At 44.4% G+C, this 25,487-nt stretch carries 17 protein-coding genes; 8 read left to right on the top strand and 9 right to left on the bottom strand.

Annotated elements, in window-relative coordinates; all coding sequences use genetic code 11:
- Positions 1 to 32: 32 nt before the first annotated feature.
- Positions 33 to 359: a thioredoxin gene (gene trxA / locus JMX93_RS12035; RefSeq protein ID WP_020444406.1), complete on the bottom strand. Its 327-nt coding sequence runs from the start codon at positions 357 to 359 to the stop codon at positions 33 to 35.
- Positions 360 to 783: 424 nt separating this feature from the next.
- Here trxA and JMX93_RS12030 point away from each other — a divergent pair, with 424 nt between their 5' ends.
- Both JMX93_RS12030 and JMX93_RS12025 read left to right on the top strand, forming a co-directional pair.
- Positions 784 to 1,497 carry an RluA family pseudouridine synthase gene (locus JMX93_RS12030; protein WP_499204857.1) on the top strand — a complete coding sequence of 238 codons (714 nt, stop codon included), beginning with the start codon at positions 784 to 786 and terminating at the stop codon, positions 1,495 to 1,497.
- Between the two features lie 57 nt (positions 1,498 to 1,554).
- Positions 1,555 to 3,180 (top strand): flavin-containing monooxygenase, encoded by a 1,626-nt coding sequence (locus JMX93_RS12025; RefSeq protein WP_499204856.1) that lies wholly within the window; start codon positions 1,555 to 1,557, stop codon positions 3,178 to 3,180.
- Here the strand turns inward: JMX93_RS12025 and JMX93_RS12020 are convergent.
- The 3 genes from JMX93_RS12020 to JMX93_RS12010 all read right to left on the bottom strand — a co-directional run bounded on the left by JMX93_RS12020 (position 3,170) and on the right by JMX93_RS12010 (position 7,668).
- Positions 3,170 to 4,126, bottom strand: coding sequence for a D-2-hydroxyacid dehydrogenase (locus JMX93_RS12020; protein ID WP_499204855.1), 957 nt, complete (start codon positions 4,124 to 4,126; stop codon positions 3,170 to 3,172). The genes JMX93_RS12025 and JMX93_RS12020 overlap by 11 nt on opposite strands.
- 193 nt (positions 4,127 to 4,319) lie before the next feature.
- Positions 4,320 to 5,276 carry a response regulator gene (locus JMX93_RS12015; RefSeq protein WP_499204854.1) on the bottom strand — a complete coding sequence of 319 codons (957 nt, stop codon included), beginning with the start codon at positions 5,274 to 5,276 and terminating at the stop codon, positions 4,320 to 4,322.
- Between the two features lie 79 nt (positions 5,277 to 5,355).
- A complete protein-coding gene (locus tag JMX93_RS12010) occupies positions 5,356 to 7,668 on the bottom strand; it encodes an ATP-binding protein (RefSeq protein WP_499204853.1) in 2,313 nt (770 codons plus the stop codon).
- Between the two features lie 657 nt (positions 7,669 to 8,325).
- Between JMX93_RS12010 and rapA the strand changes: the two genes are divergently transcribed.
- A complete protein-coding gene (rapA, locus tag JMX93_RS12005) occupies positions 8,326 to 11,214 on the top strand; it encodes an RNA polymerase-associated protein RapA (protein ID WP_198332658.1) in 2,889 nt (962 codons plus the stop codon).
- A gap of 496 nt (positions 11,215 to 11,710) precedes the next feature.
- The gene (locus JMX93_RS12000) at positions 11,711 to 12,613 is read left to right on the top strand and encodes an acyl-CoA thioesterase (protein ID WP_045452453.1); all 903 of its coding nucleotides are present in this window, start codon (positions 11,711 to 11,713) and stop codon (positions 12,611 to 12,613) included.
- A gap of 117 nt (positions 12,614 to 12,730) precedes the next feature.
- Here the strand turns inward: JMX93_RS12000 and mutY are convergent, their stop codons facing one another.
- Positions 12,731 to 13,999 (bottom strand): A/G-specific adenine glycosylase, encoded by a 1,269-nt coding sequence (gene mutY, locus JMX93_RS11995; RefSeq protein WP_499204852.1) that lies wholly within the window; start codon positions 13,997 to 13,999, stop codon positions 12,731 to 12,733.
- 390 nt (positions 14,000 to 14,389) lie between these two features.
- On the opposite strand from mutY, the gene JMX93_RS11990 reads away from it, so the two are divergent.
- Positions 14,390 to 14,905, top strand: a complete 516-nt coding sequence (locus tag JMX93_RS11990; RefSeq protein WP_193011141.1) for a GlcG/HbpS family heme-binding protein — start codon at positions 14,390 to 14,392, stop codon at positions 14,903 to 14,905.
- Between the two features lie 120 nt (positions 14,906 to 15,025).
- Here the strand turns inward: JMX93_RS11990 and ylqF are convergent, their stop codons facing one another.
- The 3 genes from ylqF to JMX93_RS11975 all read right to left on the bottom strand — a co-directional run bounded on the left by ylqF (position 15,026) and on the right by JMX93_RS11975 (position 20,256).
- Positions 15,026 to 15,982: a ribosome biogenesis GTPase YlqF gene (ylqF, locus tag JMX93_RS11985; protein ID WP_499204851.1), complete on the bottom strand. Its 957-nt coding sequence runs from the start codon at positions 15,980 to 15,982 to the stop codon at positions 15,026 to 15,028.
- 124 nt (positions 15,983 to 16,106) lie between these two features.
- Complete coding sequence (locus tag JMX93_RS11980) at positions 16,107 to 19,265, bottom strand: DUF2339 domain-containing protein (protein WP_499204850.1); 3,159 nt, start codon at positions 19,263 to 19,265, stop codon at positions 16,107 to 16,109.
- 253 nt (positions 19,266 to 19,518) lie between these two features.
- On the bottom strand, positions 19,519 to 20,256 hold the full coding sequence (locus JMX93_RS11975; protein WP_198332663.1) for a dienelactone hydrolase family protein: 738 nt from the start codon (positions 20,254 to 20,256) through the stop codon (positions 19,519 to 19,521).
- A gap of 315 nt (positions 20,257 to 20,571) precedes the next feature.
- Here JMX93_RS11975 and JMX93_RS11970 point away from each other — a divergent pair, with 315 nt between their 5' ends.
- On the top strand, positions 20,572 to 21,045 hold the full coding sequence (locus tag JMX93_RS11970) for a YcgN family cysteine cluster protein (protein WP_499204892.1): 474 nt from the start codon (positions 20,572 to 20,574) through the stop codon (positions 21,043 to 21,045).
- A 7-nt stretch (positions 21,046 to 21,052) separates the two neighbouring features.
- On the opposite strand, the gene JMX93_RS11965 is transcribed toward JMX93_RS11970, so the two are convergent.
- Positions 21,053 to 22,402 (bottom strand): Lnb N-terminal periplasmic domain-containing protein, encoded by a 1,350-nt coding sequence (locus JMX93_RS11965; RefSeq protein WP_499204849.1) that lies wholly within the window; start codon positions 22,400 to 22,402, stop codon positions 21,053 to 21,055.
- A gap of 245 nt (positions 22,403 to 22,647) precedes the next feature.
- On the opposite strand from JMX93_RS11965, the gene JMX93_RS11960 reads away from it, so the two are divergent.
- The gene (locus JMX93_RS11960) at positions 22,648 to 23,547 is read left to right on the top strand and encodes a transporter associated domain-containing protein (RefSeq protein ID WP_198332666.1); all 900 of its coding nucleotides are present in this window, start codon (positions 22,648 to 22,650) and stop codon (positions 23,545 to 23,547) included.
- A gap of 244 nt (positions 23,548 to 23,791) precedes the next feature.
- On the top strand, positions 23,792 to 25,375 hold the full coding sequence (lnt, locus tag JMX93_RS11955) for an apolipoprotein N-acyltransferase (RefSeq protein ID WP_499204848.1): 1,584 nt from the start codon (positions 23,792 to 23,794) through the stop codon (positions 25,373 to 25,375).
- Positions 25,376 to 25,487: the final 112 nt, after the last annotated feature.

Here is a 25,487-nt window from a genome sequence, read left to right as displayed (position 1 = left end):
ATAATGCTCATGTAAAGCGAGCAAGTCAGAACTTATAGATGCTTATCTAGCACTTTTGCCAATTCAGCTTTTGGCTGTAGACCCATTACTGAGTCAACTTTTTCACCACCTTTGAATACAAATAGCGTTGGGATGTTACGGATACCAAAACGGCTTGCTGCTTGTGGGTTGTTATCCACATCAACTTTAACAATTTTCACTTTGCCTTGGTACTCAGTGGCTAGATCTTCTAAAATAGGGGCGATTGCTTTACAAGGACCACACCACGTTGCCCAGAAATCTACCAATACTGGCACATCTGATTGCAATACATCTTGGTCAAAGTTTGCATCGGTAGTATTAACAATAAGGTCTGACATAATTTTATCTCTCTTGTTTTATTGTTTCTATCGCCATCCATCAACTTATATATTTGTTGCATAATAGAATGATGAGTGACCAAAGAAGCGTTTAGAAGTGGTTAAAATGTGCCATTATATTAACATGTTTGCTCAGGGTTAACAGATGCAGGCTGGTTAAATTGTTTAACAATTACGATTAGCACAATAAATCGACACATAACGACACAGGCATGGTTTTATCCGTCACTTGATACTACTGTCTGTATTTTTTGCTCAAGATAGCAGATGTTCTGAACTGTTGATTCATAATGCATGGTGAGTTTTTACCCAAAATTAAGCGATCTATAACACAATATCTACAATCTAATATCTACAGCTTAATAGAGCTTTCATATAAAAGCTCATTAACCATTCAAGCCCATTCATATAAGTGCCCATTTTTATGCCTTTTACTGCTGAAGAAGTCAACGCCCTAAATGCTCAAGAAAACGCCTATCCGCTTGAGTTTTTCCAAGCATTTGCGCAAAAGATTACCGTCTATGAAGACGATGATATTTGGGTGGTTGATAAGCCTGTAGGTCTGTTGAGTGTCGATGGCAAAACGCTCAAGGTCAGTTTGCTGGCAAGACTTGAGCGTGCCAATCCAGCGGTCAAGCTGATACATCGTCTGGATATGGATACCTCAGGACTGCTTATTTTTGCCAAGAATGCCGAAGCACAAACCCATATTAGTAAGCAATTCATTGAACGTTTGCCACAAAAAAAATATCAGGCACGCGTCTTTGGAGAATGGGAGCGTGTCGGCGCAACGGGTGAGATATCAGTACCAGTACGCTACGAACCGGAGACGAAACCGCGCCATATCGTCGACCCTAACTGGTCAAAGCATGCCTTAACTTTATATGAAGTCATCAGCCATGAACAATGCAACGGTCAGACAGTCACGCGCGTAATGCTCAAGCCTGTCACTGGCCGTAGTCATCAGCTGCGCGTCCATATGGTGCATGTTGGTCATGTGATGATTGGCGATCCTATTTATGCAGAAGGCGCGGCCTTAACGATTGCCCCAAGGCTTAATCTGCATGCCCAGCAATTGCGCCTCAAACATCCTACGCTTGGTGCTTGGATGGATTGGGAAAGCCCAAGCCCTTTTTAATTGGATTTATGTCAAAAAATCTTGTAAAACCCATCATGCAAAAACAAGGAACGTATTATGCTTGATATGACGGCGGCCAAACAAGCGGTTAAGAAATGCTTCAAACCTAAGGCAGCACGATCAGACACACCAGTGGATTATGAGGTACTGATTATCGGCGCAGGAATTGCCGGTATCGGCATGGCGTGCCAATTGCAGCAGCAAAAATACAAAGGACTGTTTGGTTATAAAAATCCAAGTAAGCAAAAACGCAAATCAGCAAAACAACAGCAGAAAAGTGCACAGCGATTTTTGCTAATAGAAAAACGAGCAGATTTGGGTGGTACATGGGATTTATTTACCTATCCTGGCATCCGCTCTGACTCTGATGCCTTGACGTTTGGCTATAGCTTCAAGCCATGGCTGAACCACAGGATTTTGGCAAAAGGCAGGGATATTAAAAGCTACATCGCTGATACAGCACTTGAGTTTGGCATCAGCGAACATATTCGCTATCAACACGAGGTAAAGCAGCTATCGTGGTCAAGTAGTAATCAACAATGGACGGCGATGGTAAAAAATAATGCTAGCGGTGAAGTGTTTACGGTAACGGCAAAATTCGTCGTTGGTGCCACTGGCTACTACGATTATGAGCAAGGCTATCGACCTCATTTTGATAAACAAGCAGATTTTCAAGGTGAGATCATTCATCCGCAGCATTGGCAGAATGTTGATTATAACGATAAAAGAATGGTCATTATCGGTAGCGGTGCCACAGCGATGACGTTGCTGCCAGCTTTGGTGGATGAAAAGGGTGAGCAATGCGCGCGGCACGTCACTATGCTACAGCGCTCTCCCACGTATGTGGCAAGTGTACCGGGCGATGATTATGCACTTGATTGGCTAGCAGGCAAATTTTCACCGTTGTCTAAAGAGCAGGCTTATACGCTGCTGCGTACCCGCAATGTATTGATTCAACAAGGTACTTACCGAGCGGCTATATTGGCACCCAAGCTTATGAAAGCGTTATTAAAACGCGGCGTCAAAAAAGAGCTGAAAGGTAGCGGTGTCGATGTGGCGCATTTCGTACCGGACTATAATCCTTGGGATCAACGGATATGTGCGGTGCCAGACGGTGATTTGTTCAAAGCGTTGCGTGGCAAGCGCGCTGCAGTAGTGACCGATCAAATCAGCCATTTTACCAAGACGGGCATCATGCTCGAATCGGGTAAACCTCTCGATGCTGATATCATTGTCACCGCGACTGGGCTCAAAATACAAATGCTCGGCGGCGCCAAAGTATATATCGATGGGCAGGCGATAGATGTCGGAAAACGCATGACTTACAAAGCTGTTATGATTGAAGATATACCAAATATGGTGGCACTTTTTGGTTATACCAATGCATCGTGGACGCTAAAAATTGATTTGGCGTGTCAGTATGTGATGCGGCTGCTGGGCTATATGCATCAGCATCGCTATCAAGTGGTATTGCCACAAGCACAGACTAAAGATGCCAAAGCTCTGATGCAGACAGATACGGTGATGGGCGCGCTATCATCGGGTTATGTCAAGCGCGCTCAGCACGAGCTACCGAAACAAGGAGATGTCTATCCTTGGCGGGTCACAAACAACTATCTAAGCGACCGCATCATGCTCAAACACCGTAAAATAAAAGACGATTGGTTACGCTTTAGCCGTTAGTATTTTCGCTACTATCAATAAAGTCAGCGACTTGTTTACTTAAGATATGCCACAAGGTTTCTTGCGCACTTTTACTGCCCCACGCATTGTGCGGGCTAAATATAACGCGCGGATGCTTGGCAATGGTCAATAAAGGATCGTCAGCGGTGATGGGTTCTTGCTCAAACACATCGCTAGCATAGCCGATGATTTGCTCATTATTAATGGCATCAGTCAGTGCTTGGCTATCAACAATACCGCCACGAGCGACGTTGACAAGTAGAGGTTTTTTAGTCATTTTGGCCAAGGTTTCTGCATTAATCAGGTGCTGAGTTTTCTCGTTTAACGGGCAATGCAAGCTCAGCACATCAGATTGTGCCAGTACGTCGTCAAACGCTGTGTAGTCGTCATTGCGTGGTGTGCGTCCTTGCTGCTCGGCCCATAGTACCGTCATACCAAAAGCGCGAGCAATGTCGGTCACGCGTTTGCCGATAGTGCCGACCCCAATAATACCTAAAGTTTTATCTTCCAAGTCTATCAAGGGAACATCAAGTAGGCAAAAATTACCATTTGCCTGCCATGTGCCATCAGCGGCTTTTTGATGATAATAAACACCCGCACGCATGGCATTGAGCATGAGCATAAAGGTATGTTCGGGCACACTTTTGACAGCGTAACCTGCGACATTATAAAGCGCAACATGGTGCTCAACACAAGCGTCTTGATCGACGTTATTCATACCAGTGGCGGTCAATTGTATCAGCTTGAGCTTGGGCAATTTGCTTATCACTTCAGCGCTGATCTGCACTTTATTGGTGATAATAATATCGGCGTCTTTGCAGCGCTCTAAAATAACAGCAGCATCTTTTGGGGTATCATCATAAGTGAGGTAGTCACTGATGCCGTTTGGAGCTGGTAAGTCGATGCCATCAGAAAAAGTGCCTTTATCTAAAAAAACTGCGCGCATGGCTATTCCTTATTAAATAGTTATTTTAAAATGATTTTAATAATTATCGACTTAATGTAGCACGTTGGTGATTTTAGTCAAAAAGCACAAAGTAAAAAACCTCTACTTCAATGTTGAAATAGAGGTTTTATTTTATGTAAAGATAATTTTTGGTATTGATACGCTTAAAAATTAGGCGCTATACAACCACTTATTATAAAGAGAAACGCTTACGCAATTTATCAATAAGGCTACGTACGCGACTGCTTAAATCAATACGAACGTCGTTTTCAGGGTCATGCTCGACTTCATAACGTTTCACCAAGTCAGGGCTGGCTTTGAGTTTCGAGTGGTGCTGAAATGCACGGTTGACACTAATCTCAAGCAGGCTGGCGCGCATTGGTTTCGGTAAGCAGCGATAGACTTGACCTTTATTAATCAAGTCAATCAGCAAGCCAGCGTCTTGAAATTCAGTCTGTACCAAAACCACCAAATGCGGCGCATCTTGCTTTAAGGTAAAGATAATCGGCGCGATATTCTCGCCGCTGACATTGATGTCGGTGATACATACACCGATATCTTCGTTTGCCAAATAATCGTATGCTTCTTCTAAGCTCTCAGCGTGCAGTACTTTATAACTGTGAGAAAATTGCTTACGTATTTGCTCAATCAACTCATTGGTTTCATCGATTACTAGCAGCGTTTGCTTATTACCTGAACTGTCGAATTGGTCGGCATCTTCGTCTGGATTATAGGTTAGGGCGATTTCGGTAGCGCGTCCGACGACGGTGATCAGCTCTTCAGATTTACAAGGTTTGGTCAAATAACGATAAATCTCACCATCGTTAATAGAGCCAATAATGGCGTTTAAATCGGCATAGCCCGTCAATAAAATACGCATAGTGGACGGTGAAATGTCTTTTACTTCGCGTAAGATATCCACACCGACTCGCTCAGGCATACGTTGGTCACTGACCGCTACGTGTACATGGTTGTGCTTGATATAGTCAATATACTCAGTCGGGTCAGTGGTGATAAAAACGTCATGGGTCTTACGAAACAGCAGTTTCATAGACCGTAAAATACGTTGTTCATCGTCGATAAATGCCAACTTCGGCTTTGACTCAGCGCTGGTTTCAACTGTGGTTAAGTCATTTTCAAATTCATGCATAGTGATATCCTTATAATGCATAATAATAATTGTTAGATGTCTGAATATGTTCTACGTAACAGGGCAGCTGACCCAGTGCTTACGCGGCTAGGTTTTGTTCTGTTAAGTCATTATTAATCGGTAGCATTAAGGTGAATGTGGTACCAACGCCTTCGGTCGATACGACTTTGATATCGCCATTATGTTGCTCCATAATTTGCTGACTGATTGCCATCCCCAGTCCTGTGCCTTCGCCTGCGCCTTTAGTAGTAAAGAACGGCTCAAAGATTTGATTGAGCACTTCTGAATTCATGCCTTTGCCGTTGTCGATGACATCAATATAAACATTGTGATCATCGGCACGCGTCCGCACTTCGATTTTGCCATCCTGTTTTTCTCCCATGGCTTGTGAGGCGTTATTCAATAGGTTGACCAAGACTTGGTTGATTTGCGACGGCGAGCATTTCACTTCAGGCGTGGGCGCAAAGTCAGTCACAATCTCTTGATGTCTGATAGAGTTACCAGCGATTTTAAGTGAGGCTTCGATACATTCGCGCACATCGATAGTTTTTACTTTTGACTCATCAAGACGAGCAAAATTGCGTAGGTTTAACACCATCTCAGTGATTTGCTCGACGCCAAATAACGAATCTTTAATCAGCTCCTTTAATTCAGCTGACAGGTCGTCTTCTTGGATTTCATCAGAAGCATGGATAATATCTGACAATAGCTTGTCAATTTTGCCATCAGTCGCCGCATCAGTTTTAACGCTTTTTAACCCTTGTACCAATTCAATCAGCTCTTCGTATTGCTCCGTCAACTGACCGATAATCTCTAGGTTATTTTGCACATAAGACAAGGGTGTATTTACTTCGTGAGCAACGCCTGCCACCATTTGTCCTAACGTTGCCATTTTTTCTGAACGAATCAATTGTAGCTGAGAGTTTTTCAGCTCTTTTAGCGTCTCTTGCAGCTCAGCGGTACGTTCTTCGACTTTAATCTCTAGCTGCTGATTGATATTAGCAAGCTTACCTTCGTTGGATTGGATTCGGTCTAGTAGGTCATTAATAGAGCCGTTGACCAGTCCAATTTCGTTGCGACCTTCTGCGAATTTAACCTCGCTCAGCTTATTGTATTGCTTATTATTAATTAAGTTTTCCGCTTCAGAGATTTTATCAGTAGTTTCTTTCAAGGGTTTGAATGCTAAGAAAGTCAGCATGAAGTAAATGACGCCAGCGGTAATCAATAGCGCCAATGCAATCCAGTTAATCAAGTTTTCGCTGAGATTATCTGCAATGGCATTAATTTCAGCATCAGGCTGGACAACGATCAGCTTCCAATAAGTCTCAGGAATCTCAAAGACATAGGCTTGACTGCCGTTATAGTAGCTATCTTTTGCCAACTCAAAGCTCTGTAATAAGCGGCTGTCCATGGCATTTTGCTTGTTTTCATCGTTATTCAAGTAAGCGGCGTAGTTAACCAAATAATAGCCTTTTGCCGTACCAGTTTCGGCTTTATCAAGCGTGGTCAGTACCTGCTGGATTTGAGGTGAGACGTTAGCAGCGACTTGTTCGATAATCTCATTACGTTGGACATCTAAGAAATCAAGCACAGGTTGCCAAGCAGGGTCTGAGTTGATGACTTGTTTGATATCAAGCGGCGTACCGGTTTTCTCATCAATATAGCTTAAGCGTTCAGGGTTAGAAGAGGCGATCACCTTGTCACTATTATCCAGCAATAGAATGTAACCTGAGCCTGAACTTTCGCTTAACTTGACGATGTTCTCTTGTAGCTGGTTCAGCGTAAAGTTAACTGTACTGGCACCCCAGAACTGATTGTCACGCTCGATTGCCACGCCACAGCTCATCGCAAGCTCGCCTTTGGTTTGGCTGGCGCGGACATGGTTCCAAATACAGCTGTCAGGTTTGAGCAGTTTTAAGACGCTAAACCAATCTTCTTGATAATAAGGGTTGCTAGGATTTGGATCGCTCAACAGCGCTTGATAGTCGCCGTTTTGACGAACCATCAAAAATGGATGGGTCGCGGTATTTGCCCCAAGTGCGCCTTTTGCAGGCCAAATGCCGCCACTACCCAAAAGATTATAATCACGCTTATCAAAGGCATTGGCAGTACTGGTTTGTAAAATTGCTTCTTCCGTGGGCAAGGTTTGCGCGCTTTGCTGTAGTAGCAAGGCACTACGCATCACCCGATTGATATCAGCAGAGATACTATTGACTGCCGTATTACCACGTTCAGCCACCAGTTTTGCAGATTCAAGGCGGATTTTCTCATAGCCCTCTTTATCAACAACATAAACGACGACGGCCAGTACGACCGCAAAAGCAATAAATAGAATGGTGGTTACTTGGGTACTGACTTGATTAAAAAAGCCAACTTTGTTGGAGGCACTCATGATGTTGATATTCCTTGGGTAATAGTGACCACGAAGAAGAGTGCCAATGCTATATATGGGTGGCAATCAAGCAGGTGGTAATGCGTAATTTTAGTTGAAATGATCTGTACATAATGGCAAAAAATTAAAAGTATTAACTTTACTCTTATAACTTAACCGACTTTATTATCTGTGTTTTTATAACTTAAAGGACTATAAAAGGCCATACTGTGCCCATAAATCCTGAAAGATAATTAAGCATGAATACTAGGCGGCAAAAGGGTATGGGTAGACGTGGGTTTGAATAATTCCGGTAAGAAAAAAGAAACGTTATATTGCATTTATTAACAATACAGAAGCAATTTTATAATGACAATATTTTTTCTGTACTTGCGAGTCGTTATCTTATTGTTTTATATGACCAACTTATGCTTGGCGTTGACATAATCTTGCAAGAATCTGCTCTTGAAAAGTCAACTTAGCGCACTCATCTAGCTGCTAACGTTATATAATGGTCGGCTTTATCTTGCGACCTAGCTAATGAGCTGACGCTGCCGGTATGGCCGGTGACCTCTCAGACTGTTAAGTAATGACATCGCGCTAGTGATTCACGCTAGCAAACCTCATTATGAGCTATCTATTTTTTTCCTATTATCTGAGTACAAAAGACATCGCCCTATGACTACCTCTATCGCTTCATTGCACAATACTGAATTTGCCGTTGGTCAACGTTATTTATCTGATACGGAGTCCGAGCTGGGCTTGGGTGTAGTCATCGATGTAGACGACCGATGTGTGCACATTCTATTTCCACAAAGTGAAGAGACTCGCGTCTACGCCAAAAACTCTGCGCCATTATCACGCGTGGTGTTCAAAGTTGGCGATAGTATTTCTGATCAAGCGGGTAAGAGCTACACAGTAACCGCGGTCGAAGAAGTGATGGGTGTACTCAAATACAGTGTCGATGAGCATGAACGCGGCATTATGGAAACCCGTTTGGCTGCCAATATCACCTTGGCTAAGCCGCTCGAGCGTCTGCTGGCTGGTCGGATTGAGCGCGGTGATTGGTATGAGCTGCGTCAAGATATCTTGCGTATGCAGTCGGCGCTGGCTGGTCATCCGCTTAAAGGTTTGATGGGTGCGCGTGTCGATATCATTGAGCATCAGCTCTATATCGCTCATGAAGTTGGCAAACGTATCGCACCGCGTGTGTTGCTCGCTGACGAAGTTGGTTTGGGTAAAACCATCGAAGCAGGTTTGATTATCCATCAACAGCTGCTAACGGGCAAAGCTGAGCGTGTGCTCATTCTTGTACCAGACAGTCTACAATATCAGTGGATGATTGAGCTGCGTCGTCGTTTTAATCTAAATTTTGCCTTATTTGATTTGGTACGTGCAGCAGCCATTAAAGAACACGATCCTGAGCAAAATGTCTTTGCCACTGAGCAATGTATTATTGCGGGTATGGATTTATTACTCGATCACCCTGATTTGTACGACCAAGCGATGGATGCAGGGTTTGATTTATTGGTGGTCGATGAGGCGCATCATCTGCATTGGGATGAGGCGCAAGGCGGCAATGATAAGTATGACTTGATTGCTGACTTTGCCGAAGAAACGCCAGGGGTCATGCTATTGACAGCAACGCCTGAACAGCTTGGGGCACAAAGTCACTTTGCTCGTTTGCGTTTGCTCGATCCAGATCGTTTTGATGATTTGGATGAGTTTATTGATGGTCAAGAAGCCTTTGCTGAAACGGCTGCCGTTGCTGGTGTATTGATCGAAGATAAGCCATTAAGCGACAGTCAAATTGCTGCTTTAAGCAGCTTGTTAGACATCAGTCTTGATGAATTGGCAACGATTAATGATGACGAAAAATTGCGCACCTATGCGCTTAATGAGTTACTTGACCGTCATGGTACAGGTCGTATTCTATTCCGTAATACCCGTGAGAGCGTTAAAGGGTTTTATGGCCGTAGCAGCCAGCCGTATCCACTGGCATTGCCTGCAGCATGGAAAGACAGCTACCAAACCAATGGTAAATTACGTGAGCAGCTATGGGGCGAAGAAAACCAACCTGATGGTGGCTGGCTAGAAGATGACCCACGTGTGCCTTGGTTGATTGATATTTTGCGCGGCGAGCTTAAGCATAAAAAAGTGCTGTTGATTGCCCGTAGTGGCGCGACGGTTGAGAGCTTGGAGGCGGTATTACGCTTACATGCTGGTATCAAAACCGCTATCTTTACCGAGCAAATGACTTTACTTGAGCGTGACCAAGCCGCGGCGTTCTTTGCCGATAGCGAAGGCGCACAGATATTGTTGTGCTCGGAGATTGGCTCAGAAGGTCGTAACTTCCAGTTTGCAAGCCAGCTGATATTGTGGGATTTGCCAGCCAATCCTGATACCTTAGAGCAGCGAATCGGTCGCCTAGATCGTATCGGACAAACGCAGCAAATTATGCTCCATGTACCTTATGTACAGGGCACCGCACAAGAGCGACTGTATCATTGGTATCACGATGCGCTGAATATGTTTAATCAAATTTCACCGACGGCGCAGAGCGTGCAAGAGCAGTATATCCAAGAGCTAAAACCCATGCTTGAGGGTGCGGATACTGACGAGAACCGTGCGATACTACAAGATATTATCGAAGAAGCGAAACAGACGCGCTTGGGGCTAGAAGCACAGCTGCAAGCGGGTCGTGATCGCCTATTAGAATACAACTCATGCCGCCCACGTGTTGCTAAACGTATCGCTGACGCCATGCGCGATTTTGATGGTCATAATCTATTGCCGCAGTTTATTGAGCGCTTTTTTGCCTCAGCCAATATCGATCACAATATCCAGCGTGATGGTTCGTGGGTAATCGCTCCGATTGATAGTACTGAAATTAGTGATTATATCGATGGTCTGCCACTCGGTGACGAAGACGGTATGACGTTGACATTCGAGCGTGAGCAAGCACTGCAGCGTGAAGATATCGAATTTATCACTCACGAACATCCATTGATGCGCGCGATTTATGAGTTGGCGAGTACCAGCACCTTTGGTAATACCACGGTGGCGATGCTAAAAAGTTCTGCTGTACCACAAGGTATGGTGCTGCTCGAAGTGAATTTCCGCGTTGAAGCCATTGCGCCAAGATTGTTGAATTTACCAGCGACGCTGACCACGCAAAATATCCGCGTGTTTATCAGTGAGCAAGGCAGTGATTTATCCTCACGTATCAGTGCTGAGATGATTATGCCGCATATTGAGCGTCTGGATAAAAACCGTGCTCGCCAAGTCATTAAAGTACGCGGTGATGTGATTGAGCAGCGTTATTATGAAGCGGAAGAGATTGCCCGTCAGCAGTTAGCGGAGATTGGCGAACAAGCCAGTGCCCGTTTTAGCCAGCAGTGGTCACGTGAAATCAAACGTCTAAAGCATCTACAAACGATTAATCCTAACGTACGTCCTGCTGAGATTGAGCGCTTGGAGCAGCTAAAAGCCCAAGGTGAGCAAGCGCTAGGTAGTCTATCCTTAGTCCCAGACTCTATTCGTGTGTTAGTGGCAGTGAAGCCATAAATGTAAATGATTAAAAGAACGAGATGCTATCAAACATCTCGTTTTTTTATGACTAATATCGTTTATATTAGGGCGTGTCCTAAGGTGTGTTAAGCAAAATTATCAACATGATATCGCCAAGTGAGCGTCGCTCTCTAGTCAAAGCCATCGATATTGGGTAAGATGTTTATCTTTTCTATTTATAGCCCATTCGCTATAAAAGGGTGACCGCGTCTCGTGTGAAGTATCACATATACATTTGCACTCGATTGCTTTGTACTTCTTTTAAGCTGGAACAACTATATAATAAATGCTGGTGATAGCGCTGCTATGACTGTATTTTTTGTTCTAAAATTTTCGTGTTAAATCTCTCTTGTGCATTTTCAGCAAGTGATTTCATATTATTTTACATTCAAATGCAAAGTGTCTTTTGTCTTTCGCTATATCATATTGATATCGTTAGGTGCGTATTTTCAGATGCTTAGCGTTTTTAATAAAAATAAGGAAACATATCGTCATGTCCGATTATTCGCAACTGATTGATGAGCTGCTAGCTACTGTAGCACTTATTGAAGTGACCCCCGATGTCTTTGAGGGTAAGAGCCATGACTATGTTGGCAGTCGTATTTTTGGTGGACAAGTGCTCGCCCAAGCCATCATGGCGGCGGCGCATACGCTGGATAAAGACAAACCCTGTCATTCATTGCACGGGTATTTTTTACGCGGTGGTGATATCACGCAGCCAGTGATTTATCAGGTACGCCGCTTGCGTGATGGTCGTAGTCTGTCTGCGCGTGAAGTGACGGCGATTCAGTATAAAGAGGTGCGCGGTAAAGCACCTATTGAGCAAGTAATATTTTCAATGATAGCCTCGTTTTCGCCGATGGAAGAGGGTTTAGAGTATCAAGAAGACATGCCTGTCTATCCGCCACCGGAGGATTTACTGGCTGAGCAAGATTTAAAAGAAGAGTATGTCGGAAAAGTTCCAGACGCGCTCAAAGCCCGCTTTATGCGCCGTCGCCATGTCGAAATTAAACCGGTTAAACCGCGTGATCCGATTCATCCGGAGCCAATGAAACCTAAGCAGGCGAACTGGTTGCGTATCCGCGAATTGGGTAATCAACCTGTTGCGATTCAACAAGCGCTATTGGCATTTTCGTCCGATTTTTATCTGGTTGGTACAGGGCTGATGTCACATGGTGTTAGCTTTATGACCAGCGGCTTGCAAGCGGCTAGTATCGACCACTCGATGCATTTTCATCGTAATTTTGATTTAAACGGTTGGATGCTATACGACATGTGGAGTGATACCACGTCTAATGCTAAAGGCTTGAACCATGGACAGTTTTGGCAAGATGGTAAGCTGGTTGCTACGGTACAGCAAGAAGGTCTGATGCGTTTGCGAGTGCCGAAGTCTTAGTTTTCTACATATTTACCATCACCATAAAAAAGCGATTCACTATCAATAGTGAGTCGCTTTTTTATATCATATAAATCGCTTTTCTAAGCAGTTGGTTTAGGCAAGTAGGTTAATATACTATTCTAAAATCTTTACCATCGCGCGTGGCAATCCAAGCATTGCCTGAGCGTCAATAGCATTTAGCCAATTAATATTAATTTGTGCTGCCTGTAAGGCTTCAGTTATTTCAGCCGTTTGTTTAGCCGTTAAAGTCAGCGATTGCGGAGTCAAATACCAATGAAAATGGGTCAGTGAATGCTTAATAGGGGCATCGTCTAATAAAGTGTTACTGGCTGCTTTTGCTGCCAATTTATGCTTATCTAACCACTCGTTGATAATTTGTTCGGCAGTGGTAAATTCTGCCTCATAGACTTTTTCATTACTAGCAACTTCTAATAGTCTATCATCGCTAGCGTCTGGTTTTTTAGCAGTCGTCTTCTTAATAACTTTGCCTGCAATTTTTTCAACAAACTGTAAAGGCAAACTCCACAGTCCGCCCCAAATGCCATTGTCAGGGCGTTGTAGCCACAGTATTTTGCCATCAATATCTTCAATCAATAACGCATTGCTAAACTTGCTGGGTTTGGGCTGCTTTTTTGCTTTGACTGGGTAATCCGTTTCGCGCCCCTCAGCATGTGCTAGACAGTCATCTTGAAGTGGACATAGTAGGCAGGCAGGTTTGCTACGCGTGCATAACGTCGCGCCCATATCCATCATCGCTTGCGCGAATAACCCTGAATTCTCTATTGGGGTCAAACGCTCTGCCAATGCCCATAGTTCTTTGGTGGTGGCAGACTTAGTGATATCGCCATCAACTGCTGCCCAGCGTGTCAGTAACCGTTTAACGTTACCATCGCAGATGACGCCATAACGATGTAAGCCCATCGCCATAATTGCGCCAGCGGTCGATGGCCCCACGCCAGATATGGCTTCCCAACCAGCTAAGGTCTGCGGAAAACTGCCAGTCTCATCAATGACTTCGACCAGTTGCTTTGCGCCTTTATGCAAATTACGTGCGCGCGCGTAATAACCAAGCCCCGCCCAATGCTCCGCTACGCTATCCCATTCTGCGGCCGCTAAATTTTGTACCGTCGGAAACGATGCCATAAAACGGGCAAAGTAGGGCAGCACTGTCGTTACTTGGGTCTGCTGTAGCATGACTTCGGATAGCCAAACGATATAAGGATTGGGCGCGTCAGTTTGGTGTTGTTGCCATGGTAAATCGTGGCGACCATTCTCACTGAACCAATTGAGTAGGCGCGGGGCGAATGAATCGAGAGAAGTACCGAGTTGAGTAAAATCATTTTCTATCGTTGTAAGGTTTGCAGTGGGGGTAAGCTGAGTCATAGCATCAATTTTTGGCTTATTAGTGCATGAATTATAACCGATTTTTGAGAGAGGTGAGTCGATATTGCTGTTGTGCGCTGCTTGAGATCACCATGACGTAAGCGTCTTTTAATTATAAGTGCTAAAAACAGAGTATGTAACAGAAACCTTAATTTAGAGTTGCAAATTTATAAAGTAAATCTTACAAAATTCAGTGAATTTTGTAGAAAAATTAACTTATTATTGTTGTGCTTTTTGCAAGATTATGATTCTCATTCTCGCTAGGGTCGCAAGAGCATTTTTGAGTTAACGATAACTCATTGTCTGGTTTCATCAACTAAGTTTATTAAAGCTTACTAAGCATCATTTCAAACAAACGCTCACATGTATGAGTAATATTTAGGACTCTTTATGAAGTTAATTTCGAACTACTTATCTAAAGCATTATTGGCGCTAGCAGTCGTCGGCTGTTCAGCCAACGTTTTGGCCGCTAAACCAAACCTAGTACTACAGCAGCCCAATGTTTCTTTAGAGTTGGCCAATGAATTAATCGATGCCACCATGGCAGCCTGTCACGCAGAGGGCAAATCTGCCGTTGTCGCAGTTGTTGATCGTGGTGGTAATCTTATTGCACTACAGCGCGATGATAACGTTGGCCCACATAATACTGATGCTGCTGTTCGTAAGGCATTTACGGCATTATCTACCAAAACGCCTTCACGCACTTTGGCGAATAATGCTCGCGCTAACCCAGACTCAAATAACTTGAATACGGTAAATGATTTACTGTTGATCGGCGGTGGTGTACCGTTAAAATTTGGTAATGATGTGATCGGTGCTATTGCAGCGGGCGGCGCAGGCGGTGCAGTACAAGACGAAAGCTGTGCGTTAAAGGCTATCGAAAAAGTCATGCCAAAACAAAAATAGTGAATGGCTTAGATCTCGCTAGCAATAGATATAAAAAAAAGCCCTTATGGGCTTTTTTTGCATGAGCGCTAGAATGATTTTATGCAGCTAACATGATTAGCAAAAATGACTGTCGATTTATTACTTTCGATTCTTCCGCGTTTTCAAACGACGTAAGCGCTTCTCTTCTTCTTTGGCGATTCTTTTTTCTTCTGCTGCTAAGCGTTGCTCGGCGACGACGAGTTCTTCAGCTTGAGACATGGCTGGCGTCTCAAGCGTAATACGCCCAAGCTTAGCACTACGTAATTCGTTAATTAGAATCTCAGACATGCGGTACGTATCGACTTGATTGCCCGAACGTACACAGCCGCGATTGCGTCCAGCGACTTCAAAAAACTCCCAATCAGTCTTTGGTAGCGCTTCAATTTTATAGCGGGTTTTTAGCAGATCAGGATAGGCTTGCATCAAGTATTCAGCGGTATAGCTGGCAACATCGGCGAAGTCAAAAGCCGTATCACGAATACCGCCCGTTGCTGCCAGACGATAGCCAGAGTTTTCGTTTTCGACTTTTGGCCATAGCATACCGGGTGTGTCATAGAGCATGATGTCATCGTCAAGTTTAATCAATTGCTGCGACTTAGTGACCGCTGGCTCATCGCCAGTTCTAGCGACAGCGCGCCCTGCTAAAGTGTTAATCAATGTTGATTTACCAACGTTTGGAATTCCCATAATCATGGCTTTGATTTGGCGACCCGTACCCACTTTATTAGGCACAAGTTGTTTACAAATCGCGATGATACGTTTTACATCATTGGCTTTATCAGTATCGCAAGCAATGGCTTTCACACCATCTTGTTGTTCGAGGTAGTCCATCCATACTTGGGTTAGTTCTGGATCGGCAAGATCGGCTTTGTTAAGGATTTTGATGACGGGTTTTTCACCGCGCAATGCCGCGACCATTGGGTTTTCACTACTATATGGGATACGCGCATCGATCACCTCGATGACCAAATCCATCTGCGGCATGATTTCTTTGATTTCGTTACGGGCTTTGTTCATGTGCCCAGGGAACCACTGAATACTTGCTCTCTTATCCATCTGCTTTCATAACCTTTTATAAAAAATGCTCAAAGTAAGACGATCGTCATTTACTTTTCATGGTGTCCAGTTTACTACAGAACCACAGTGCTCACGCCATAATTTCGCCCAACCAGATGTGCGGCTACTCTTGAGCCTGAGTTTCTATTTCTTCGCGGGCTGGAGGTAACGGTGCGAGATAGCCAATCAATAGTATTAAGCTACCCGCGCCAAGGAAGGAAATAACCCGCCAAATTGCTTCAGTCTGTGACAAATCGACTAAGACCAGTTTCAATACGACAATACCTAACAGCCCAATTCCCATAAACCAAAGTGCTCTTTGCCAGTAACGGCTAGCAATGATGGTAGCGATTAATGCTAAGAGTGTCCATAAAATGGTCAATCCTGTCTGCACTTGCTCACTATTCCATGCGCCGACCTGAGCACTGTCCCAAAGCGGTGTGCCGATAAAGGCGTGTAGCGTTCTAACCAACATACTGGAAATCAGCCAAAAGCTGATAAGCCCTAACATAATCAGTAAATTATCAGTAGTGAATATGCGCTTAGATTTGGCAGCTGCACTCGATTCGATAAGACTCTCATCGCGGCGGCGTTTGCTTATGTAGTACAGATTAAAACCAACCAGTAACGTCAGCCATGAGGTGATGTCGTATAAATTCAATAGCGGAAAATAAGACAACCCCCAAATCACACCATCATAAGACCAGTTGGTAATGACGACCCAAAATAAGGCGATAGGGGTAAAGATAGCCGTGCAGCTTAATAGCGCTTGTTGCCAATCAAACCAGTGCAGTGGACTTTGTTTTAATGCTTTGTTTGTGCGCGTATTTTGCTTAGGATCGCGAGCATAACGATAACAGCAGCATAACCCAGCCAGTATTAAAATGGCTGGAATCAAGACAGCCATCACGCCAGCGGAATCTGCGAGTCCATAATGGGCTGCGGCAGCAATGATTAAAATACTAGCTCCTAGCCAGCTTGCGCCATCGTAGCGTGACAACTCTGCATGGTCGTACCATGTCCTGAGCCATAACTGTCCAATAACCAACCAACCAATCATTAGACCAGTCAATAGTAGCCAATCTGCTGTCTGCCATGCTAAATGAAACTCGAATTTTTGCGGTAACTGTAGGACGAGCATAAGATAAAAGACGATCGATAAGCCGTGGCTAAGCTGTCTGATTTCTATCCACGAGCGATAACGATTGATTGTCCAATAAATGGTAAGGCTGATCAGTGCCGCGAGCGCAGTCATGGTCGTCGTTGCCAGTGTCCAACTGGCAAACCACTGGTTAAAATCAAGCAGCAGCACTTGCAGTAGCCACGCTATAGCCGTAAAGGTCAAAAACCTTATGAGTACAGGACTGCGCCAAACAAGATTAAACACGGTGCTTTTGCTGTTGATTGAGGTTAGCCATTGCTCGGCGGCATGAGTGCTAATACCTAATGCGTTGGCGTAGGTTGCTATTGAATCTGGCGTGGCGTTTTGCTCTTGAGAGAATGCTAAGTTGCTATTTAAGTTACTATTTAAATTGCTACCCAAGCTGTCGTTCAATATAGTTGGCGAGTTGCTGGCGCGTAAGATAAACATCGTTGCTAGATAGCTGATAGCTGAAATGGTTAATGCCAATGTCGGGTAATCTTGAATGGCGAAGACCACTTTTAACATCAGCATGGCGATGCTAAGCAGTTGTAATAAAAGACCGAATAGTACTGACCAGGCTCGCAATGAACGCCGTCCAAACCAGACCAACGCCAGTCCTTGTACTGACCAGCCAAAAGCAATCCATTCAGCATCTAATGCCAGCGGGATTACTAGCGCCAAAAAGCCAAACCCTAAAGCCAGCATGCCTTCGGTGATTAAGGCATAACGCTGACTACGCTGCACAAACAACCAGCCGAGTCCTAAATAAACGGTGGCTAAAATAGCACTAGCGATGGTTAAGGCGTTAGGAATGTTATCTAATAATGCCGCAAATAAGCCAAAGGCCAATATCGGCACTGAAAACAGTAAGCCAGTATCAATAGGAAATACATAGCTATTATTTCCTGCATGAATGTTATCTAAATGCTTTACGTTATCTGCGCTACCTGTCTGGATGACGTCTTTTTCATTGAGGGTATTGTAGGCGATAATTTGTTGGGCGTAGCGAATGACGACAAACAGATATAGCAGTAAGTGTAAGGTGACTAGTAAGACTAAAGACCAGCGCTGTGCCTCAATGACCGCGCTCAAATTCTCGCTGATGCCCCAGTAGTAAGCCAACCCAAAAGTCACGGTGACACCGAATAGGTTTAGTATTTTCCACGGGCGGTAATGCGCGATAATCGCAATCGTCACGTTCAATAGTAAATAGTAACTAAACAATACTACCAAACTGCCAGTGTCTTCACTGGTCAAAATAGGCGCAAAAAAACCACCAGATAACGCTAATAAAGCCAGAGGAAAGGCGTTTTGACGTACGGCGAGCGCAATAGTAATCGCAGATAATAACCCAAGCCCGATAAAGCTCGGTATACTCGGAATGATTTGATAGACGCTATAAGCAAAAAAGGTGCTCAAATACGCAATCGCTAAGCCTGCGCCTTGTAAGGTAATCCCATAAGAGAAGCGTTTTGCCGTTAGCTTTAACCCGAGTGCTGCCAGCGCCAATCCTGCGATGCCAATTGCCATGAGCTTTGCAGCAATCGAAATCTCGATATATTCACTAAGCAAACGCAGCAGGAGTACCACACCTACCAGCAGCACCAATACGCCGACCCGCACGACGAGATTACCACCGACAAACCAGCTTTTGATGGAGTGAATTAATGAAGTGACGATAGGCAATGAGCGTTCATCCGGCTCAATCGGTGCAGTTGTAATTTTATCTTTTACAGTTGTTGAGGCGGAATTGTCTACGGATTTATTATCAAAGACGGTTGGTGCTACATTTGAGGTCGAGTTTGCAGCAGTTGGAAGTGGTGGAGGCGACGAGGCAGCTGACGATGTTGATAGTGCTGAAAGGCCATCTATGGACAGAGTTTGTGAGTCAAAAATTGTATCCTTATCAGTGCTGTCTTCACTAGAAGTCTTGTGCAAATAAACTCTTTCATCCGCTATATAAGCGGATGAAGAGTTAATACTGCGATCTTTTTGCTGTTCAAGCTCAGCTTGTAGTTTTATCACATCGCGGCGCACATACGCAATTTGCCGCTTTATCTTGGTGTATAACGCGACTACCACGATCAATAAAATTGTAAAGGCCAGCCAACCCAACTGGGTCACCAATAGATATAACATCTTCGTCGCTCAATCCAGCTGATAATAAAGTGATAATGACGTGATTTGGTAAGAAGTACAAGACTGCTCTGATAACTCATCTAAGAGGCAGTTGATAAAATGATACTCAAAATAAAAGGGGCCGCTTAATATTTAAGCGGCTCCTTTTATTAATGAATGTTATTAATGACTGTTTTTTTACTTGTTGTATAAACCCATCTTACACAGAGAGTTTTAAAATGCTCTTCTGAAGATTTTTATACCAAATCGTTTTTTATGCCAAATTGGCTTTCATAAACTCAAGCATATTTTCCCAGCTTTGCTTAGCAGCGGCTTCGTTGTAGCCAAGATCCACATCGTTTGTAGCAGCGCGCTCATCGGCATGTGGATTGGTAAAGCCATGCTTAGCGTTGTCATAGACATCGATAGTGTAGTCAACATCAGCTGCATCTAGCTCTGATTTTAGACCTTCGATGGCATCCATTGATACCATTGAGTCATCGCGGCCATGAGCGACTAATACTTTTGCAGTGAAGTTTTTGTCTGCTGGTTGTTTCGCTGATGGGTTGCCATGGAAGGTGGCGACCGCTTTTAGTGGCATACCTTCGCGAGCCATATCAAGGACGACCTTACCGCCGAAGCAGTAACCGATGGCACCTAAATTATTACCATCGACGGCCAATTGATCGCTAAAGTCATTGAGAATCAAACGGCAGCGCGCCATCAGCATATCTTGATCTTCTAATACTTGCTCCATCCACATGTTCGCTTGTGCGGCATCGGTGGTCAGTTTGCCTTCACCATAAACGTCCATTGCGACGGCAGCATAACCTGCTTCTGCCAAGCGCTCCACCACTGATTTTGGATGATCAACGATACCCCACCATTCTGGTGCTACTAAGATCCCCGCAACAGGATGGTCGTCAGATGCATTTTCTGGCAGTGCCACATAGCTGATAAGCTGGACACCGTCTTCGGTCGTACTGATTAATTCAAAAGTCTTAATTGACATATTATTATCCTTTTTTATGTGATGAGTTTTACGTTATAGAAGTTAGTTGTCTGTGTTTTTGCGATATCGTTTTCCTTACTTTTACTACCTTAACGCTCAACCTAGGCAAAAACAGCTATAATACTGTAACGCTCTTTATCAAAATGCTACGGCACCTTTATGACACTAAACTTGTTAAACAACTGTGCAGCCCATCTAGACTCTGACGCAACCTCGCAGGTGAAAGTCACGGCAAAATCAGCTGCGAGCTTATTTCCTGACAGTGGCAATGAAAGCAGCAGTAATAGCGCTAATGACAGTAAGCTTAATGAAACACTGCGTCCGAATTTTTGGTCACGCTTTGCACTATCAGAATTAAATCATAGTGAATGGGAAGCGTTGTGTGATGGCTGTGGTAGCTGCTGCTTGATTAAGTACATTGACGAAGATGAGAATGGCGATGTGGATGAAGAGTTGGTCGAGTATACCGATGTGACTTGCCAGCTAATGGACTGTGCGACGGGTTATTGTCAGCATTACGCCACGCGCCAAGAGCATGTGCCAGATTGTATTCAGCTGACCATGGACAATCTACCAAATATGATGTGGTTGCCTTCGCACTGTGCCTATAAGCGTTTGTATAAAGGACAGAATTTGCCAAGTTGGCATTTGTTATTGACCCAAGATGCAGTCGTAACGCAGCAGCAAATGCGCGCTGCCAATGTTGGGGTAGCAGGACGTTGTGTTTCTGAGACTGGTATGTCTGATGAAGAGATGGAAACGCGCGTGGTGAATTGGGTGCAGGTGTAAACAGATGCTAAGGATGCGATACCAATGCTGCTGATTGCGCTTTTGATTCAGCAGTGGCTTGAGAGTCTGCAAGTGGCGGTATGGGAATGCCTTGGCGAATCTGCATTGAAAAGTTGCGTGCATTATTGGTCAGATCTGAGGTTTGATTGTCAAATCCGCGCACCTTTGGGTTGATATGCGTGCGCTCATACCACTCATCCATTGACCACGGGTTGCCGTATTTTTTAGGATTAGCATCCAACATGCCGACATCATATAGATAATTTGGCAGCCAGCCAGAGACCCAAATCCGATAATCCCACGGCAGGCGATCGCCACTGACGATACGCGCCATATAAAAAATGATATTGGTGCAATTACTGAGTAACGTGTTGTACCAAGCGGGCTTGGCATTCAATTCATCGGCAGCGGTTAAGTAAGACTCAAATAATGATTTGACCTCGTGCTGCTGCAAGTTACTAACGGGAAATAGATAAACTTGCTCGCCGCGCGCATTCGTCCGTGTATAGATAATATCGCGCTCTTCTGCGGCAATCAGGCTCAGCTCATACCGTCTAAAGAACCCTGCCAATGCCGAAAATGATTCGCCTTCTTCTTTACGAATCTCAAACGAGAAAGCAAGCGGTCTATCATCTTCAAAACGAAAGCTGACCAAAGTATGAGCAATCAGTGGCCCCATCCAGTAAGAGTTGGTGACATCGACGCCAGAGAGTTTGGACATATCAATGGTACGTGTGTCCCAGCGTTCGGTCGCCTCCGTGTCGGTATGCCAATCAAAGTTGCGTACATTGGTTAGAGTCACCAAATCAGGATTGGTTTCGTCACGCTCGTAAGTGACCCTTTCACTTACCTCGGGCATCCAGTCGCGCTCTTGCTGGGGTTCGATAGAGAAGAACCAGCCAACGCCCACCAACCAAATAGCGCAATATAAAGTGGTTAGCCATTTATTTGCTGACTTGCTGCTTATGGTTGTTTTGTTGCCCCATTGTTTGTTGCTGCATTGTTTATTGTCAAAGCGCTTAGCCATTTTTGGCCAATAGTGAATACTCAGTAAGGCTGTCAGTACGCCAACAATGAGAATAGCCGTTAACCAAGTGATGGCTGAGCTTGCCCCAAATTGATACCAAATCGCCATCAATAACCAAACGGCTGACAGCAGTAATGTCGTAATTATTAAAAACTGTACAAGATAATATCGCCATGTAGGTGTTGGTTGGCGATCATTCGTAGCGCTCTTTTTTAAGCCATGCCTATCTGAACCATGATTATTTAGCTCAAGCCTGTCCAAGCCGTTACCTGAGCGATGGCTATGTGAGCGCGGCGTGAGCAGGCGAGATAAGAGAGAACGTAGCGACATAGGATGTGTTTTGGTGAATAAAGGCTTTGACCATAGCAAAGTTTATAACGTAGTGACAATACAATTTGCGTGAATTTGTCGTTGAATGTCGGTGAGCCTTGCGCTAAAGTGAAGCTAATTTGATTTGGTCTATTTATTAGTTAATGATCAAAGATCTGTTTTATTTGCTGTTTTCATCCCCATCTACGTTTGTTCTTACGTGTTATTTTAATTGTTATTAACTAAAGAGGTTAACTCACACCATCATGTCTGAAGATGCTCCAAGCCCGAGTAGTTGGTCGATGCGCGGCTTAAAACGCTGGCTATCGACCGCCCCCGAAACCCGTGACGAATTGATTCGTCTGGTACAAGACTCGCGCCAGTTCTTAGAGCCTGATACCGTCGATATGTTAGAAGGCGTGCTGGATCTGCCTGCGACACAAGTGCGCGAAATCATGACCCCGCGTCCGCAAGTGATTGGTCTGCACGAAAGCACCAGCCTTGCTGAGGTGATGGATATCATCCTTGAGACCACCCACTCGCGCTATCCTGTCTTTGACAGTCAAGATGATGATGCCGTAATTGGTATTTTGTTGGCCAAAGATTTGATTCCTATTCTTGTGCATATGGTGCGCGATCAAGAAGATAAAATCGACAGTAAACGTTTAAGAGATCTGGTACGTCAGCCTCTATATATCAGTGAGACGGCACGTTCTGATACCTTGCTACGCTCATTGCAGCGTACCCAAGTACATATGGCGATTGTCGTCGATGAATTTGGAAACTTTGGTGGTGTCGTTACTATGGAAGACTTGCTTGAAGAGATTGTCGGCGATATCGTCGATGAGCATGATGACTTCGATGAAGACAGTGATATCAACAATATTGTTGCTGACCCTGAAAAACCAAATACGTGGCGCGTGCAAGCGTCTACCGTGATTGAAGACTGTAATGATGAGCTTGGCAGTCATTTTGATGATACGGATGTCGACACCATGGGTGGTCTTGTCATGCAGGCGCTTGGTCATGTGGGTGATTTGGAAGGTGAAAGCGTGGTGATCGATGATTGGCGAATTACTATCACTGATGTTGAAGGGCGTTTTATTCAAAATCTTGAGCTCACCAAAATCAATCCTGATCAGAAAATATTGATAGGCAGTCATTGATGGGTCGATAGTGACCTGAAAATTGTTTGATACACTCAAAAAAAACACGATTGCGGTCGTGTTTTTTTATGTTTGCGATAAGATGTTTGCTACGCAATGTTACCTATTAATGGGTTGAGACTGTTATCATGGGCGGGTTTAAATTCTAGATATTGTACAAAACACAATACAGTCAGCTTCAGCTTGGTTTACATCTGAATATTGACGCTTAAAATTTTGAAAAATATGGTTTTGGATAACTGCTATGCGCCTGTCTACTGTTGATTTACAAAAACGCCTGAACCCTGATAAGCCCAAGGGTTTGCCTATAGCGCTGACGGTATTGATTGCTTTGCTGGCAGGGGCGGTGTTTATATTTGCACTCGCGCCTTATGGCATTTGGCCGCTTGCTCTGGTGTCGCCGGCTATTTTATATGCCTTACTGATGCCTGATATGAGTGGCAAGCGAGCTTTTCTTATCGGTCAGGCTTATGGTACGGGACTTTGGTGTGTTGGCGCATTTTGGTTGTACACCTCTATTCATGTTTATGGCGATACACCAGCATGGCTTGCGCTGATTATGATTGCCTTGATGGGGCTAGGTATGGGGTTATTCCATGGCTTTTTAGCCTTGGTTTTCAATCGCATGGTCGGCCGTCAGCCGTTGTCTTTTGCTGCTCTGTGGATACTCCAAGAGTGGATGAAAACGTGGCTATTCACTGGATTTCCGTGGTTATTCGTCGGTTATGCGTTTACGGAGCAGTATTGGTTATCGTCATTAGCGCCAGTCGCTGGTGTCTTTGCCGTCTCCTTCGTTGCTGTATTATTGGCAGCCAGTGTGGTGGAGCTTTTGCGCCGCCGCGGTGGTTATATGATTCCTTCGATAGCGTTATTAGTGATTAGCAGCGCATTATGGTTGATTAATCCGCAATGGACGAAACCAAAAGGCACGCCTGATTTGTCCGTGTCTCTAATCCAAGGTAATATTCCACAAGATTTAAAATGGCTCACTGAGTATCAAATAGAAACGTTGAAAATTTATGCCACGCTAACACGTACCGAATGGGGACGTGATATCGTTGTGTGGCCTGAATCCTCGATTCCTATGTTCCAAGATGAGGCGATTGGCTTTATCAATGAAATGGTTAAAATGGCCAAAGAAACCGATACCACATGGGTAACAGGTATTCCTTATAGAGATTTAGAAAACTTTGATCCAGAAACGGATAAATATCCGCCATTTTATAATAGCGTGGTTGCGCTAGGTAGTGATGCTGAGGGGATGTATAAAAAGCAGCGTCTGGTACCATTTGGTGAATATATTCCCTTCGAAGGCATGTTAGATATCTTGCCAAACCTTGCTGGTAGCCAAGAAATCATGAGCTATAGTCGTGGTAGTGACAACCAGTCACCGCTGCGTGTACGTGGTCATAATTTGGGTTCAGCAGTATGTTATGAAGTTGCTTATCCTGATACCACTCGTAAAAACGCGATTGGCACGGATTTCTTATTAACCATCTCAAACGATGCTTGGTTTGGTACGTCGGCAGGCCCATTGCAACATCTGCAAATGGTACAGATGCGCGCGCTAGAAAATGGTCGCTGGTTTATGCGTGCGACCAATACGGGTGTCACGGCTATTATCGATCATAAAGGTCGTATCGTCGAGCGTGCGCCGCAGTTTGAGCGCACGGTATTGCGTGGTGATATTCAGGCGCGGGTCGGCAACACCCCATTTATGAGTTTTGGTCATTATCCTATTCTATTTATCATGACGCTGTTACTCGTATTGAGCTACTTTGGCAAGCGTGGGATGCCACAACCGCGTTTGGGCAAGTCGCTAAAATAAGCAGCTAAAGCCATTGTATGTGCTTAGAAGCAATCAGAAATAGCTCGAATGAGTAATGCTCATTGAGCGTCAAAGAGAATGGCAAAGTTTGTCGATAATAAATCCTTTAAAT

The organism is Psychrobacter muriicola 2pS (assembly GCF_904846535.1).
GTDB classification, from domain to species: domain Bacteria; phylum Pseudomonadota; class Gammaproteobacteria; order Pseudomonadales; family Moraxellaceae; genus Psychrobacter; species Psychrobacter aquimaris.
Note: the sequence above shows the minus strand (reverse complement) of the source record. Positions and strands in the feature narration are given on the sequence as shown.

Excerpts from the sequence above, each read along its gene's own strand:
- trxA (WP_020444406.1), bottom strand. The coding sequence starts at position 359 with ATGTCAGACCTTATTGTTAATACTACCGATGCAAACTTTGACCAAGAT.
- rapA (WP_198332658.1), top strand. The coding sequence starts at position 8,326 with ATGACTACCTCTATCGCTTCATTGCACAATACTGAATTTGCCGTTGGT.
- JMX93_RS12010 (WP_499204853.1), bottom strand. The coding sequence starts at position 7,668 with ATGAGTGCCTCCAACAAAGTTGGCTTTTTTAATCAAGTCAGTACCCAA.
- JMX93_RS11965 (WP_499204849.1), bottom strand. The coding sequence starts at position 22,402 with ATGTCGCTACGTTCTCTCTTATCTCGCCTGCTCACGCCGCGCTCACAT.
- JMX93_RS11960 (WP_198332666.1), top strand. The coding sequence starts at position 22,648 with ATGTCTGAAGATGCTCCAAGCCCGAGTAGTTGGTCGATGCGCGGCTTA.
- JMX93_RS11990 (WP_193011141.1), top strand. The coding sequence starts at position 14,390 with ATGAAGTTAATTTCGAACTACTTATCTAAAGCATTATTGGCGCTAGCA.
- JMX93_RS12025 (WP_499204856.1), top strand. The coding sequence starts at position 1,555 with ATGCTTGATATGACGGCGGCCAAACAAGCGGTTAAGAAATGCTTCAAA.
- JMX93_RS12030 (WP_499204857.1), top strand. The coding sequence starts at position 784 with ATGCCTTTTACTGCTGAAGAAGTCAACGCCCTAAATGCTCAAGAAAAC.
- JMX93_RS12000 (WP_045452453.1), top strand. The coding sequence starts at position 11,711 with ATGTCCGATTATTCGCAACTGATTGATGAGCTGCTAGCTACTGTAGCA.
- JMX93_RS12020 (WP_499204855.1), bottom strand. The coding sequence starts at position 4,126 with ATGCGCGCAGTTTTTTTAGATAAAGGCACTTTTTCTGATGGCATCGAC.
- JMX93_RS12015 (WP_499204854.1), bottom strand. The coding sequence starts at position 5,276 with ATGCATGAATTTGAAAATGACTTAACCACAGTTGAAACCAGCGCTGAG.
- lnt (WP_499204848.1), top strand. The coding sequence starts at position 23,792 with ATGCGCCTGTCTACTGTTGATTTACAAAAACGCCTGAACCCTGATAAG.
- mutY (WP_499204852.1), bottom strand. The coding sequence starts at position 13,999 with ATGACTCAGCTTACCCCCACTGCAAACCTTACAACGATAGAAAATGAT.
- JMX93_RS11975 (WP_198332663.1), bottom strand. The coding sequence starts at position 20,256 with ATGTCAATTAAGACTTTTGAATTAATCAGTACGACCGAAGACGGTGTC.
- ylqF (WP_499204851.1), bottom strand. The coding sequence starts at position 15,982 with ATGGATAAGAGAGCAAGTATTCAGTGGTTCCCTGGGCACATGAACAAA.
- JMX93_RS11980 (WP_499204850.1), bottom strand. The coding sequence starts at position 19,265 with ATGTTATATCTATTGGTGACCCAGTTGGGTTGGCTGGCCTTTACAATT.